Here is a 14,864-nt window from a genome sequence, read left to right on the forward strand (position 1 = left end):
CTGCGAAGGCGAGCGGGACAAGGCTGGTTAGGGTAGAGCCGGGGTGAAAGACCAAGATTCCTTGCAGGATAAAGGCCATTGGGCGCGGGCAGAGCGTCAGGCTGCGCAATGGCTGGCCCGATGGGATCATGCAGGGGGGCAGGATGCCCCCGTCTTGCAGCGCGAATTTGACCTCTGGCTGGCCGCGCATCCCGCGCATCAGGCGGCCTATGCCCGTTTGGTGGGCTTGATTGAACCTGCACCGCAATTGCGCCTACAGGAAGCGGATCTTTCGGGGCCGGCCGTATGGCCTCGCCGTAAACTGTTGCGGGCAGGGGCAATGGGTTTGGCGGCTTTGGCTATTGGAGGCGGCGGCTTTGCGGTGCAGGCCTTGGCCTGGACCACCCAAAGCAGCGCGGTGGGTGAGAATAGGCCGCTTGTTTTGCCAGATGGTTGCATGGCGCGCTTGAACACCGATAGTCGGGTTTCATGGCGATTTCGCCCTGATCGCCGCGACATCTGGTTGGAGCGGGGAGAGATGGCTTTAGTGGTGGCGCCGCAGGTTACGTGTCAATTGCGCGCAAAATTTGGCCTGTTGCGGCTGCATTCGGGGCGTTTCAATCTGCGGTTGCGAGATGGGGCCTTGGGTCTGCTGGTGCTTCATGGCCGTGCCGAATATGTGGCGCGCGATCATCAAGCGCTGGTCGTGGCGCAAACGGGGCAATCGCTGCGGATGGCGGAAAGTGGCCCGATGTTGCGATCGTTCAGCGTACATGAGCGCGACTCCAGCCTCGCTTGGCAGAATGGCGAAATTCTGTTCCAGGGCGATAGCTTGGGTAATGCGGTTGCTGAGTATAACCGGTATTTAACGCAAAAGATCGTGCTGGTGGATCGCGACTTGGCCAATATCATTGTAGGTGGGCGATTTATTTCTACTGACCCGGATGATTTTCTCGAATCTTTGCAATATGGGTTGGGGTTGCATATTATACGGCAAGGAGGGGGCATCTTTGTTGCGCATTAAGGATCGATGAGCGCGAGGGTGGCCGCGATCAGACTTTTGATACGCCTGTCGCAACAGCGCCGGAAACAAGTTTCAAACGCCGATGGTGCATGGCAATGATCGCCAGAATGGTCAGACTGCCGAATATCGGGATGCCCATGATCCATGTTTCCAGCCAATGGGTCGATTGCGGCCGGCATGTTGCGCAAGGTTGGCCGTTAAGTTCCACCATGGTGGCGAATATCGCATTGCCCAGCCCGGCCGAACATTTGATGCCTGCCAGAAACAGCCCCATGGGCAAGGTTTCAGATCCTGCACCATGGCGCAGGCTATCGGCCAGTAGTGCCCAGATGGCCATATTCATGCCGCCCTGTGCCAGACCAAGCAGCAGTAGGCCGGCTAGATCGATCGTTGCGCCCGCAGCCAGAGCAACCCCTGCCATCGCTACTATCAACAGCGCGTGGGAAAGAGCCAGAACCATGGCCGAAGACCATCGTTGTGATAACGTCATCCATAAAGGGAGGGACAAGGCCTGCGCCAAAGTGATCAGACTTAGCGCACGGCCCGCCCAACTGGCGTCACCATGCATGGCCAGACCAAAGAAAGGCAGTGCGCGGGTGAAAAGCGGTGTGAGGCAGGATTGTAGCACCATCAATCCCAACACCATGCCATAGCGGCGATTGGCCCATAAGGTTTGAAAGGGGTGATTATCCTTTGATCTGGCCCTTGGCGCGGAAGGCAGGCTCCTGCTCACCAGCATTGCGATGAGCAAAGTGCCCAGATAAAGCAGCGAGGCCAAACCCGCCCAATGGTCAAACGCTGCTTTTTGTTCAGCCTGCGAACCTGTCAGGCTTTGCGCCGATGCCAGTCCGACCAGACCACCCCCGATGGCGCTGAAAATCAAGCGCCAGCCTGAAACGCTGGCCGCATCGGATGGATGGACCGCCACCCGCACCAGCAATGTGTTGTGCCCCACATCGCATAGCGTATAACCCATGCGGCATAGAACGATGGCCAGCGCGGTCAACAACCCTTGCGGCTCTGGCTTGGCGGCAAAAATGGCCCAAAAGCCAAAGGCGGTCATGGGCGCGCCAATCAGTATCAACCGGCCCAGCATATCGGCTCGCCCACGATGATCGGTCCAATAGGCAATGCCAAGATCGGCCAAGCCATCCCACACCAGCATCAGGGCCAACAGGCTTCCGGCGATGAGCGGTTCCATGCCCAGCACAGACACCAGATAGAACAACATGAAGCTTTCAAAGCTGGCCCAGATGACGCTTTTGCCCAGATTGCCCGAGGCATAGCCCAGCTTGATCACCCATCGTGTTGGCGGCGGGGCATCGATATCGGTTGCGGGAATGACCATGGACGACGGCCTATAAACACACTGGCTTTCATTTTTTTGACATCATGCAATTATATGGCCAGACCATGATGGCATCCCAGCGACCCAGCCTCCTCCTGACCGAGCCGCAAAAGCGCATCCTTTGGCAATTGCGGATTGCAGGCCCGCTGCCGCGCGTGCAACTGGCCGCGGCCTTGGGCATGAACGGGGCCAGCATGACCCGTTTGACCCAGCACTTGTCAGCCATGGGCTTGGTCGAGGAATTGTCCGCCGATGAAGTAGCCGCCCGTGGCAGGCCGACGGTGCCTTTGGCCGTTTCCGGTCATGGTGGTTGGTCCGTAGGCGCTACATTGCATCTGGGTTGGCTGGAACTGGTGGTGATTGATTTTCGTGGCCTGCCGCTGCTGCATGATCGCGTGCCTTTTGCCGACCCTGATCCACGTGTCTTTGCCCGCACGCTGGATACCCGGCTGCGCGCCCTTGCCGCCGACCATGGTTTCATGCGCGGACGATTTCTGGGTTTGGGCGTAGCTGTGCCCGGCTATGTCTTGGGTAATGACCGCAATCGCCGCAAGGTGGTGGATTGGCTGGCCCCATGGAATGATGTGCCGCTGGATGAAGTTCTGGGTGATGTGCTGTCCATGCCGGTATGGATAGAAAATGACGGCACGGCGGCGGCTTTGGCTGAATATTACCAACCGCAGATCGTAGCCTATCATCGTTCGGTGCTGGTGCTGTTTCTTGGCCACGGGGTGGGGGCGGGGCTGGTGGCTGAACGATCTTTATTCCCCGGTGAGCATGGCAATGCGGGCGAAGTGGGCCGCTTGTTTCCCGGCAATGGGCCGCGTCCATCGGGCATTGATTTGCTCAAAACCCTGCAACAGGCCGGTGTTGAAATCACCTCGCTATCAGAAATCGCAACGGTGATGACGGCTCAGCACGCGCTGATCGAGACTTGGGTTAACCGCGTGGCCATCCAACTTGAACTGGCGGTGTTCAGCGGTGTGGTCTGGCTTGATCCGGGGGCTGTGGTGATTTCCGGTGCTTTGCCGCCCGCCATTTTGCAAAGTCTTGCGGCGCGGATCGAGGCGCTTTCTGCGGCGCGTGGTCAGACCTATCTGGCGGCTCAGCCCAGGATTTATGCCTCCTCCATGGGCAGCGCGGCCGTGGTGATTGGCGCTGCGCTGGCGCCGGTTCATGCGATCACGGCTCTGCGTGGAGAGAACGGCTGATCCTGGGATGGGCACCATTTAATTACATGTAAGAAATTAAAACTGTCACGCTGCCTGCGCATAGGCCCGTCATCATTGAACCAATGGGGGCATCCTATGACCGTTTCATTCCGTTTCCTTGCCGGAACCGCTTTCGTGGCGCTGGCAGGCCTTCCCTGCCTCGCCCATGCCGGGGAAAGCGCAGCGGCACCGCAAGCCAGCGCGCCTGCTGTCAACGATATTGTGGTGACCGGCTCCTCGCGCGCCCAGCGCCGTTTTGGCGTTTCCTATGCCGTGAACGCGCTGGATGGTGATCAGATCCGCAAGCTGGCGCCGCGTTCAATGACAGAGTTGATCGGCGCGCTTCCGGGTATTCAGGTGGAGGCCACCGGGGGGGAGGTGCAGAACATTACCCGCGTTCGTGGCATCCCCACCGATCGCGGCTATCTCTATTACCAACAGGATGGCCTGCCGCTTTATCACGAACTCGACGGCTATTTTTTCAATCAGGGCGATGGCATGAACCGTCTGGACCTGATGACGCAGCGCGTGGAAGTGGTGCGTGGCGGCCCTGCGCCCATCCATGCCAGCACGGCGGCGGGCATTGCCAACGTCATCACCCGGACCGGCGGTGATGTGGCGCAGGGCGAAGCACAGCTGACGTTGGGGACCAGTGGTCTTTATCGTCTGGATGCGTTCCAGTCGGGCAAGCTGGCCAAGGATACCTATTTTGCGCTGGGCGGTTTTGTGCGGTTGAACGAGGGTTATCGCGATAGCGGCTTCCCTGCGGACAAAGGCGGCCAGATTCGCGCCAATATCCTGCACAAGCTGGATAATGGCTCGATCAAGCTGTCGGGCCAATACACCAATGACCGCAATACCTTTTATCTTTCGATCCCCACGGCCGATCCGCGCAACCCTTCCCTCAGCTTAAGTCCCTATATCGACTTTTTCACCGGCACGCTGAACTCTTCCTCGCTGCGCAACGTCAGCATCAGCTACAAAGACGGTTCCGGCAATGTGCAGACCCAAAAAGGCGATCTGGCCAATGGTCGCCACATGGAATTTGGCAATGCCGGACTGGATTACGAGGGTGACTTCGGGCCGTGGCATGTGTCGGTCAAGGCGGGTTACACCAAGGGAAAGAATCATTTTGATGCGCTATATTCCACGTCCAACCCTGTGGACGCGAGCACTTATGCCGCCAGCTATCTGACAGCAGCGCAAAGCGCCTTTGGCAGCGGGGTAACCCGTTTGGGTTACGCGCTGGCAGGCGCCAACGGGCAAAGCGCCTATACGCCCGCATCGGGTCTGGTGCTTTCCGCGCAATATCGCTCGGTAGAGGCGCGTTTTCATTCCAGTCAGGGTGATCTTAGCGTCACGCGCAAATTTGAAACCGCGTTGGGCCAGCATGATATTCGCGTGGGGGTCTATGGCGCGCGCTATGGCAGCACAGCTTTCGCCGTCTATCAGAACTATCTGATGCCGGTCGCTTCCAATCCACCCATGCTGGATCTGGTGGCCTATTCGTCCAGCGGCGCGGTGCTGGGCTATGTGACGGACAACGGCGCGATTAATGATGCGGTTTCATTGGTCGGAGGCAAGTTCAACGGGCAGGTCAAGGCCGTGTATGCCTCGGACAGCTGGGACATCACTCGCCATCTCCGCGTCGATCTTGGGCTGCGCCGTGAATGGTATGATTATGAGGGCTATTACCGCGCCACCACTTCGGCCAATCTGGGTAATGCCGCTACGCTGGCTGATAACAGCACGCGCGCCTTCACAGGCCAGATTGTCAACCAGAGCTATAGCGCCAACGCGACCAATTGGACGGTTGGCGCCAATTATGATCTGGACGGGCATTGGGGCGCTTATGCGCGCGCCTCGCAGATGGAAGTGCCTGCAGGCGCCTCGGCGGTGATGAACGCCACGATGGTGACCACCAAAACCACCGCCAAATTGTATGAGGCGGGTTTGAAGGCCAGCTTTGGGCGCTCCTACCTCTATCTCACCGGCTTTTACACCAAGTTTGATCCGCTCAGCGCCAGCTTTACCGCCTATGTCCCGTCAACAGGGCGTAGCGACCAGACAGTGAATTTCACGGGCACGGCTCGCAATATCGGCATCGAGGCGGATGGTCGCTGGCAAGTGGCGGGGCCATTTTCGCTGGCAGGCTCGTTCACCGTGCAAGATCCGAGATATCTCAATTTCACCAGCACCACCGGCGCCGATGCCAGCAAGGCCAATGGCAAGCAAATGCTGCGTCAGTCCAAAATCTATGCCAACATCCGCCCAAGTCTGGATTTCGCCAGCCATGGGGCCAAGATCAGTCTGTACGGCCGCTATGATTATGTCGGCCGCCGGTTCGTGGACTATCCCAACACCACCGCACTGCCCGCTTATGGTTATTTTGGCGTGGGAGTTATGGCCGAAAAGGGGTTGTGGACCGGGCAAATCGTGGGTGACAATATCACCAATGCCCATGGCCTGACCGAAGGGAACACCGCTGGTGACGTTCTGGCGGGGCAGGGCAATGCGACGGCCATTTTCGGTCGCCCTTTGTTTGGCCGCAGTTTCCGTCTCGTTGTCTCGCGCAAGTGGTGATGTGAGTTGGTTTGGCGCGGGGTGAACATCTTCATCCCGCGCCTCTTTTCCTTGGGAAGACAATTTATGAAACAGGCTTTGTCAGCCTTGGTCGCCGCTGCATTGGCGGTATCGCCCGCGCTTGCGCAAGATTCCGGCGCCATCATGCAGCGCATCCGGGATCCGAAGGGCGGGTTGATCATCATTGCCCACCGTGGCTGTCACGAGATCGCGCCGCGCCATGGTTTGGGCAGCGCACCGGAAAACTCCGCCCAGGCGCTGGAACATTGCGTGGCCATTGGGGTGGATGTGATGGAAACCGATGTGCGCAAGACGCGCGATGGCTATCTGGTCATCATGCATGATGACACGGTCGATCGCACCACCAACGGTAAGGGGGCCGTGGAGCGTCTGTCGTTGGAAGATTTGCGGCATTTGTATTTGCGCAAAAACATAGGCGGGGCGCAGAATGATGTAAGTGATCAGAAAGTGTTGACGCTGTCTGAAATGCTGGCCCTGGCGAAAGGGCGCATTGTCCTCAACCTCGATGTAAAAGCGCCGATCTATGCCGAGGTGGTGGATGCTGTTTTGCGGGCCGGAATGCAGGATCAGGTTATCATCAAAACCTATGGCGGTCTTGGCACGGCGCCTTTGGCAGCCATGCTGCCTTTTCGCAAGGTTCCCTTTGCGGTGATCCCCACCAGCGCCAGCAAGGATGGACAGGATATTTCTGAGGTGATGGCGCGGCAGGCCGGGGTAAAGCCCAAGCCTGTGGCCTTTGAGCTGCCTGTTGTTCCGGTGACGGCACTTTCCCGGATTGGCGTGCGGGCCAGTCACCTTGGCGTGCGACTGTGGGTCAACACTCTCGCGCCGGGCTTTGTGGAAGGGCAGGGCGATGATCGGCAGGCTATTGTTAACCCTGAAGTTGTTTGGGGGGCGCTGTGGCAGCAAGGTGTAAGCATGTTGCAGACGGACTATCCCGAAATGCTGGTTATGTACCGGCAGACACTGGAATTTCACCGTGGGAAAGATTGAGTGTGGTGATATGGCTAGGGCTCGTCATTCTCTATGGCGAGCCCGAGGTATACTAGAGTAGCTTGCTTTGAGTTTACCCCCCTAGGCTTGCTTTTTCATCAGATTGGCTTCCGATGGCAAAAGCTGATCGATGAATGGGAGCATTGCTGCTCCGCGCGCTGCGGCATCTTCGTAAAACTGGCCTAACACTATGTCCGCCCGCGCGCCTAGTGGTGCCGGTGAGTTGTCCTGTACGCGTTGGCGCAGTTTTGTCAGCAGACGCAGCGCCAAAGTCTTGTCCAGATCGCCTGCCAGCACAATAGCCTCGGGGTTGATGAGGCAATTGATGGCGACCACCGGTCCCGCCAATGCGTCGGCGGCATCCTCCAGCCATTGCGTTATCGCATTTTCGGCGGCATCGCCATGGGTATCGATCATCTGCAAACGGGCGTCCAGTGCCCTGCGCGAAACGACATCCTGCAAAGAGGCGCGGCCAACCGGCAAGAAGCCCAACTCGCCGCTGCGTCCAGTGGCCCCTCGAAAGATCATTCCATCCAGCACTAGCGATCCGCCAAGCCCTGCCGAGACGAGAATGTAAAAGAAATGCCGATAGATTTGGCCCATACCAAAATGGGCCTCACCAATGGCCGCCGCCGCAGCATCATTATCGATATGAAGCGGCCCGTTCCAGCAGGGCCGCATCAACGCCAGCGGATCTATGTCAGCCCAACGGGAATAAGCCGATGGTTGGCCAGGCAGTTGCACTTGGGCCAGATCGTCAGGCATGGCAATGCCCAGACCGATCAGACGTTCCGCGATAAAGGGATCATCGCGTTCTGCGCTCACCTCGGCTTCGCCCAATAGATTCTTGATGGCCAGCGGGATCAAAGCGGCCACTTGGTCAGGCAGCAGAAAGTCGGCGCGGTGGTGCCAAATGTTGCGGGTTTCGCCCGAAAGATCGACCAGCGCTAGTGTCAAGCCGCTGCGGTCAATGCTGAGGCCCAAGCCAAAGGCGCCGGAGGGCGCTACCCGGTAACGGCTGGCAGGCTGGCCTCGTCCGCCGCTGGTGCGCCCACTTTCCCTGATTAGACCGGCAGCTTCCAGCTTGCGGGTGATCGCCAGAATGGTGGGCATGGTCAGCCCCGTTATGGCCACCAGATCGGGCCTGGTAATATCGGGTTTAAGCCTGACCTGTTGTAGCACAATGCGCTGGTTGAAATCGCCTGCGAGCGCCAGATTGGTGCCCGAAAGGCGGTTCAGGAGGCGCGCTTGCCGCTGGCTGGCTTGGGTGTCGATGATCATCTCAAACTTTTCCGATGGTTTTACATCAAATTATGGGTGGTTTGATCCCTGTTGCGCCTTGTTTGCGCTAGCATGTCATCAAAGTTTCCCCGAATCCGCCTAATCCTATGCCCTGTAGCCGATCTTTTATGCGGCGTGCCACTATTTAATTAAATTGAATTATTTAATCGGGGGCTAGCGATATGCAATATTCAAACGGAATCTCCATGCTCGCCATGGGGCTGGCGCTTGGCTGCGCCACGCAGGCGCAAGCCGAAAATGCCGCGCCCGCGCAGCGCGCCGCAACCGACGCACAAACGGATATCATCGTCACCGGTGCGGCCCGTGCAGAGCGCCGGTTTGACGTGTCTTATGCGGTGAACTCGCTGGGTCAGGATGAAGTGGCCAAGATAGCGCCCAAGAATTTCGCCGATCTGCTGGGCACTGTGCCGGGCATCCATGTGGAAGCCACCGGCGGCGAAGTGCAGAACATCACCCGCGTGCGCGGCATTCCCACAGATCGCGGCTATTTGATCTTCCAGCAGGACGGCTTGCCGCTCTATCATGAAATCGATGGCGTGTTCTTCAACTCGGGTGAAGGTATGAACCGCTATGACCTGATGAGCGAGCGCGTGGAAGTGGTGCGCGGCGGCCCAGCCCCGATCTACGCCAGCAGCGCAGCGGCTGTGGCCAATACAATCACGATCAGCGGCAAGGAACAGGCCGCAGGCAAGGCGCAGATCACACTGGGCGACACGGGCCTCTATCGTCTTGATGCCATGCAATCCGGCCCGCTTGGCAACCGTACCTATTATGCTGTCGGCGGATTTATACGCCAGCATGATGGCTATCGTGACAGTGGATTTCCCAGCGACAAGGGCGGCCAGATCCGTGCCAATATCAAGCATGATTTCGACAATGGCTTCATCAAGGCCACGGTCACCTATGTGAACGACCATAATGTTTTCTATCTGCCGATCCCCGTGGCCGATCCGCGCAATCCGGCCACCTCGCTCAACCCGTATATCGACTATTTCAACGGTACGATGAACTCGCCCTCTTTGCGCAATGTGGTGATTAAATACCGCGATGGCGCTGGCGTGACACAAAGCCTGACGCGCGATCTGGCCGATGGTCGCCATATGCGTTTCTTCAATGCCGGGCTGCAATATCAGGGCGATTTCGATGGTTGGCTGGTGTCCAGCAAACTGGGCGTCACCAAGGGCAAGAGCAGCTTTGATGCTTTTTACTCCACCACCAATCCGGCTGATGCCACGACCTTTGCCAACAGCTATCTGGCCGCAGCGCAAACCGCCTTTGGCGCGGTGACGCCGGTGGCGCGCATGGGCTATGCTCTGGCGGGCAGCAACGGGTTGACGGCGTATAATCCGGCCAGCGCGTCGGGTTTGGTGATGTCGGGCCAATATCGCGCGGTGGAGTCGAAATTCTACTCCGTACAGGGTGATCTGGGCGTTACGCGCAAGTTTGACACCCGCCTTGGCAGCCATGACCTGCGCGCCGGGGTCTATGCATCCTTCTATGGCAACACCAATTTCACCGTCTATCAGGACATGCTGATCGAAGTGAGCGGCAAGCCACGCACGCTGGATCTGGTGGCCTATTCGGCGGCCGGTGCAGTGCTTGGTTCGGTAACGCAGAATGGCGTGCTGCGCTATGGCACCACATTGGCTAATGCCAAGGCCGATGCGCGTATGATCGCGCTGTATGCCAATGATACTTGGGACATCACCGATGGCCTGCGCGTGGATGCAGGCATACGTCGCGAATGGTATGGTTATACCGGCTTTGCTACCAACACGACCGCTGCCGATCTGGGGGATGCCACCACGCTGGCCGACAATGCGGTGCGGTCGCTTAACGCAACCACGGTGAACCAGAAGTTGAACCCCTCGGCCACCAACTGGACGGTCGGCGCTAATTATGACTTTAGCCGTCACTTGGGCGCTTATGCCCGCGTTTCCAATCTGGAAGTGCCGCCGCAGATGGGGGTGGTTGCCGCGATCAATCCCACGATCATCAAGACCAAGGCCCGCCAGCTAGAGTTGGGCGTAAAGGCCAGTTTCGGTAAAAATTATCTTTATGTGACTGGATTTTATACCAAGTTCGATCCGTTCAACGCTTCTTTCGTGGCGTTCAATCCTGCTACTGGCCGTAATGATCAATCGGTGCCCTTCATCGGGCAGGCCGTGGCCAAGGGTATAGAAATAGACGGCAGCGTGGTGCCGGTTTCGTGGTTTGCGCTGAATGGCTCGATCACGCTGGCCGATCCGCAATATCGCAATCTGGTCAATAGCTCGGGCGCAGACCCTAGCGCGGTCAATGGCCGCCAGATCATCCGCGAGCCCAAATTCTTCGGCAATCTGCGCCCTACGGTCAATTTCGATCTGGGCAAGGGTAATGTCGAGCTTTACGGGCGCTATGAATGGGTTGGCCGTCGCTATGTCGACCTTTACAATCTGACTGCCCTGCCCGCCTATCAAACGCTGGGCGCTGGTGCCACGCTCAACTGGGGCGCTTGGCGTGTGCAATTGGTGGGGGACAATCTGACCAATGCCAAGGGTTTGACCGAGGGCAACCCCCGCACGGACCAATTGGCCGGGCAGGGCGCCAGCAATGCGATTTATGGCCGGCCGCTGTTCGGGCGTAATGTGCGCCTCGTTGTCGGTCTTTCGTGGTAATCCCTTGGCCAAGCTGATGAAAATGCAATTGGGCCTCGCCGTGTTGATCGCGGCGGGGCCTTTGGGTGAAACCAGGGCGCTGGCGCGGCCATTAGCGGAGCAGGCAGCCCCATCTGTCCTGCCGATAGCAAGGCAGCCCTTAACGCAGCGGATCATTCCCTTGATCGGGCATTTCGCCCAAGCCCAAGGGTGGCAAGCCGGCTTGCGAGCCGATCGCGATATGCAGGCGCTGGGCCAAGAGCGTGCCGCGCGCGTTCAGTCCGTTGTGGATTGCAAGCCGCAGCCTGCCTGTCTTGCGCAAAGTTGGCTTTGGACGTCAGGCGATATTGAACGTGTCGCAGCAGCCTTGCGTCGCATCGGCGCTGACAGGGCCCGGATGAACGCGCTGGTGGTGCGCTTGATGCGCCCCTCGCGCTTTTATGAAAAGCATGTCCATCTGTCGGATGATGCCATGCTGGAGGCGGCTTGGCGTGAGGCCGCAGGCGGGATCAACCATATCATCTCTGTTTACGCGCTGGGCGAGGCGCCGCATTATCCCTTGATCGACAGCCTGATTTTCAACACCCAAGATCCCGCTTATCCTGCTTTGCTCAAGTCCCATAGCGCTGTGACCGTGGCGGAGGGGCTGGTGCAGGATACCGTGCTGGAGCCATCCTTGCGCTATGCGATGGGCCTGTTGGCCGCGAACGAACGGGCTCACGCTGTTGAGTATTGGCCGCTGTCATCCGGCCTCAATCAACCGGCCTTTGCCGCGATGGCCGTGCGGGGGCAACAAGCCTATCCCTATTCGGCCATTCTGGTGTTCGGGCATGGGCCCGAAGATCCCATCTCACGCACGGGCGTGCTGGGCCATTTGCGTTTGCGTTTGGCGGCGGCGCAATTGGCGCGAGGGCAGGCGCCGGTCATTATCCTGTCGGGTGGACGGGTGCATCCCAATCGCACGGGCTTTAATGAAGCGGTGGAAATGCGGCGTGAACTGATCGAGCTTTATGGCATTTCTCCCGCCCGAATTGTTATTGAGCCACATGCCCGCCACACCACCACCAATTTGCGCAATTGCGCGCGATTGTTGCTGGCCCCGCCCTTTGTGCAAGGTAAGCCTGCGCTGATCGTGACGGATCCCTCCACGCATGATTATATCGGTGGTGGGGTCTTGGCCGAACGCAACCTGAAGGAACTCGGCTATGAGCCGGGCCGGATCAGCGCTGGTCCTGATGCGCTTTCCCTGCGCTTTGTGCCGGATGGCAAGTCGTTTCACGTTGACCCGCTGGAGCCTCTGGACCCGTGAGAACTCTCCTGCCCATCATTTTTGCCCTGTTGGCTTTGCCCGCACAGGCTGGAAGTCCCAAGCCTTTGGTGCAGCTGGTCGATCCATTTGTCGGCACGCTGGAGGACTTTGGCCAACTGACCCCCGCTGCAGTGGCGCCATTCGGTATGGTGCAACTGGGGCCTGATACCAGCCCCGCCAACCACAATGGCTATGATTATGCTGCGACTCAATTACGTGGCTTTTCTTATACAAGGGCGGTGGGTGTGGGCTGTGCGGGGGCGGGGGGAGACTTGCTGGTGCGGCTTGATTATGTGAACGCGCCCGAACTTGCCGCCATGGATAAGGCCAGCGAGCGGGCAGCGCCGGGTTTTTATCATGTACGCTATGGGCGCGGCATTGTTGCCGATATGACAGCGACACGTGGGGCGGGTGTCATCGCCTTCACCATGCCGACAGGCGGTCGGGTTCGGTTCAACATCGATCCCGATCATGCCTATGCCAAACGGATAAGCGCGCATTGGCTGAGCCGCTCAACCGGTGATTTACGGACCGAACTCGTGGCGGGCACCGTATGCAATGCGGGGCGCTATCGCTTGTTTACGGCTTCGACTTTGCGGCTCAATGGGCGACTTGTGGCGCTGCCTTTGCGAACAGGGGCAGGGCAGCAGGCGCAGGTGGAGTTGGATGTCCGTGCAGGCGACCGGATCGAATGGCGCACGGGCCTGTCCTCGGTGGATGGACGCGGGGCAGCCTTGGTGCGGGATCGTGAACTGGGCCAGGGTAGTTTTGGCGCTTTGCGGGCGGCAACGCGCCAAAACTGGCAAGTGTTGATGGGTAAATGGTGTTTGCAGGGCGAGGAAAAACGCCGCGCACTCTTCGCCACCAGCCTGTTCCGCGCCTTGCAAACGCCTGTAGCGATTGTGGATCCCGATGGCCGTTATCGGCGGCCCGATGGTAGCATTCACAGCGTTGGCGCGGGGCATCAACGCTATGCCAGTTGGGCCATGTGGGATAATTATCGCACACTCATGCCCTTGTTGGCTTTGGCCTATCCGCAGCAGGCGCAAGATATCGCCGCTTCGTTGGTCGAGCTTTATCAATCGGGCAAGCAGCGTTGGGCCACGCAGCAGGAGCCTTTCTTGACCGTGCGTACCGAGCATAGCGGGGTGGCCTTGCTGGATTTTCACCGCAAAGGCATTGCTTTTGATGCCAAGGCTGCATTGGCGGGCATGGCAGCGGAGAGCGCGTCTCTGGCCCGCGCCACGCCGGATGAACAGATCGAGGCGGCCTATGATGATTGGGCAACGGGCCAATTGGCGCAGGATCTGGGTGACAGGCCCAAAGCGGTAGAGTTTGGTGGCAAGGCTTTTGCCTATCGGGCGATGTGGCGCGATATATTCCAGAATCTGGGCGCGGATGCAGACGTGGTGAAAGCGCGCGGGCTTTATCAGGGCACCTTGTGGCAATATCGTTGGGCGCCAGTGTTTGATCTGCCCTGGGTCGTGGAGCAACTCGGGCCGCGGCGCTTCGGTGCTGAATTGGCGCGGTTTTTTGGTGACGGTCTCTTTAATATGACCAACCAGCCCGATATCCACACCCCCTTTCTTGCAGCTTGGCGGGGGCAGCGCGAGCCCAGCGATCAATTGGTTCACCGCCTGCTGGATCAACCGGTCGACCACCCCTATACCAACGCGGGCAAGCGTGACATGCCTTGGCGCGGGCGCAGCTTTGCCCTTGCTCCGCAGGGCTTTGCCGATGGCATGGATGACGATGCGGGCGGCATGACCAGTTGGTATATCTGGGCTTCTATCGGATTATACCCGATCGTGCCGGGCGAGCCCCATTATGCGGTGATCTGCCCCTCATTTTCCAAGGTCCAGTTGCGTCAGGTGGCTGGATGGATAACCATTAAAAAGCGGATTAGCGTCAAATCAGAGGCGTCATGGCAGCCTGTCAACGGGCCTGTGATGGCAATCGGTACGAAGCTTTCTCATGCTGCCTTGTCGAAAGCTGGGGTACTCTCTGTGGCCTGTTCGCATTAGCAAACGGCACATCGAGCTACGATTGAGTGCATTCTGATGGGGTGTCTGAATGGTGCCGGGATTTCCGGAAGCCCCATGTGTTGCGTCCTCGACGGATTAGGGGTGTCACCCAAAGATCATAATTGAGCCTCTAGGCAGCGCAGCGTGTGAAGGTTCCTTACGATTGGAGGAGGAGGTCTCTTTTCGCTTTCCTGTGGATAAGTTTTGGGTTTTGGGCTTAGATTTGGACGATTGCTTGAGTGTTACACCGTTCAAATCCTGCCCCCGCAACCATGGCTGTTGAGCCTTGGTTTAGGTTGGGATGTATTTTTTGCGAGGAATGGAGTTGACCGAATCGATGTAGGTGCTTAGAGGCGCCGGACCGGATCGGTGGCTTTGACAGCTGCATGGGATGGTTACAGGCATAGTTGGTTGATATGCAGCTCTTGATCGAA

General features: G+C 58.5%; 9 protein-coding genes. 7 read left to right on the top strand and 2 right to left on the bottom strand.

The window, feature by feature from the left end; translation table 11 throughout:
* Positions 1–43: 43 nt before the first annotated feature.
* Entirely contained in the window at positions 44–1,003 is a 960-nt protein-coding gene (locus tag EOE18_RS17245; RefSeq protein WP_127711833.1) for a FecR family protein, read from the top strand.
* Positions 1,004–1,031: 28 nt separating this feature from the next.
* Here EOE18_RS17245 and EOE18_RS17250 read toward each other — a convergent pair whose 3' ends face one another.
* A complete protein-coding gene (locus EOE18_RS17250; RefSeq protein WP_127711835.1) occupies positions 1,032–2,351 on the bottom strand; it encodes an MFS transporter in 1,320 nt (439 codons plus the stop codon).
* 65 nt (positions 2,352–2,416) lie between these two features.
* On the opposite strand from EOE18_RS17250, the gene EOE18_RS17255 reads away from it, so the two are divergent.
* The 3 genes from EOE18_RS17255 to EOE18_RS17265 all read left to right on the top strand — a co-directional run bounded on the left by EOE18_RS17255 (position 2,417) and on the right by EOE18_RS17265 (position 7,159).
* A complete protein-coding gene (locus EOE18_RS17255; protein WP_246027526.1) occupies positions 2,417–3,562 on the top strand; it encodes an ROK family transcriptional regulator in 1,146 nt (381 codons plus the stop codon).
* A 96-nt stretch (positions 3,563–3,658) separates the two neighbouring features.
* Positions 3,659–6,145 (top strand): TonB-dependent receptor, encoded by a 2,487-nt coding sequence (locus tag EOE18_RS17260; protein ID WP_127711839.1) that lies wholly within the window; start codon positions 3,659–3,661, stop codon positions 6,143–6,145.
* A gap of 144 nt (positions 6,146–6,289) precedes the next feature.
* Positions 6,290–7,159 carry a glycerophosphodiester phosphodiesterase family protein gene (locus EOE18_RS17265; protein WP_246027528.1) on the top strand — a complete coding sequence of 290 codons (870 nt, stop codon included), beginning with the start codon at positions 6,290–6,292 and terminating at the stop codon, positions 7,157–7,159.
* Positions 7,160–7,240: 81 nt separating this feature from the next.
* Here EOE18_RS17265 and EOE18_RS17270 read toward each other — a convergent pair whose 3' ends face one another.
* Positions 7,241–8,440, bottom strand: a complete 1,200-nt coding sequence (locus tag EOE18_RS17270) for an ROK family protein (RefSeq protein ID WP_127711843.1) — start codon at positions 8,438–8,440, stop codon at positions 7,241–7,243.
* Positions 8,441–8,646: 206 nt separating this feature from the next.
* On the opposite strand from EOE18_RS17270, the gene EOE18_RS17275 reads away from it, so the two are divergent.
* From EOE18_RS17275 to EOE18_RS17285, 3 genes are all read left to right on the top strand, one after another.
* Positions 8,647–11,118, top strand: coding sequence for a TonB-dependent receptor (locus tag EOE18_RS17275; protein WP_246027527.1), 2,472 nt, complete (start codon positions 8,647–8,649; stop codon positions 11,116–11,118).
* 376 nt (positions 11,119–11,494) lie between these two features.
* Entirely contained in the window at positions 11,495–12,406 is a 912-nt protein-coding gene (locus tag EOE18_RS17280) for a YdcF family protein (RefSeq protein ID WP_164852808.1), read from the top strand.
* Positions 12,403–14,430 (top strand): glycoside hydrolase domain-containing protein, encoded by a 2,028-nt coding sequence (locus EOE18_RS17285; protein ID WP_127711849.1) that lies wholly within the window; start codon positions 12,403–12,405, stop codon positions 14,428–14,430. The genes EOE18_RS17280 and EOE18_RS17285 overlap by 4 nt, the downstream gene beginning before the upstream one ends.
* Positions 14,431–14,864: the final 434 nt, after the last annotated feature.

Origin of the sequence: Novosphingobium umbonatum (assembly GCF_004005905.1) — a bacterium.
GTDB classification, from domain to species: Bacteria; Pseudomonadota; Alphaproteobacteria; order Sphingomonadales; family Sphingomonadaceae; genus Novosphingobium; species Novosphingobium umbonatum.

Coding starts and splice junctions, on each gene's coding strand:
- EOE18_RS17265 (WP_246027528.1), top strand. CDS start 6,290: ATGCAGCGCATCCGGGATCCGAAGGGCGGGTTGATCATCATTGCCCAC.
- EOE18_RS17275 (WP_246027527.1), top strand. CDS start 8,647: ATGCTCGCCATGGGGCTGGCGCTTGGCTGCGCCACGCAGGCGCAAGCC.
- EOE18_RS17250 (WP_127711835.1), bottom strand. CDS start 2,351: ATGGTCATTCCCGCAACCGATATCGATGCCCCGCCGCCAACACGATGG.
- EOE18_RS17280 (WP_164852808.1), top strand. CDS start 11,495: ATGAACGCGCTGGTGGTGCGCTTGATGCGCCCCTCGCGCTTTTATGAA.
- EOE18_RS17270 (WP_127711843.1), bottom strand. CDS start 8,440: ATGATCATCGACACCCAAGCCAGCCAGCGGCAAGCGCGCCTCCTGAAC.
- EOE18_RS17255 (WP_246027526.1), top strand. CDS start 2,417: ATGATGGCATCCCAGCGACCCAGCCTCCTCCTGACCGAGCCGCAAAAG.
- EOE18_RS17260 (WP_127711839.1), top strand. CDS start 3,659: ATGACCGTTTCATTCCGTTTCCTTGCCGGAACCGCTTTCGTGGCGCTG.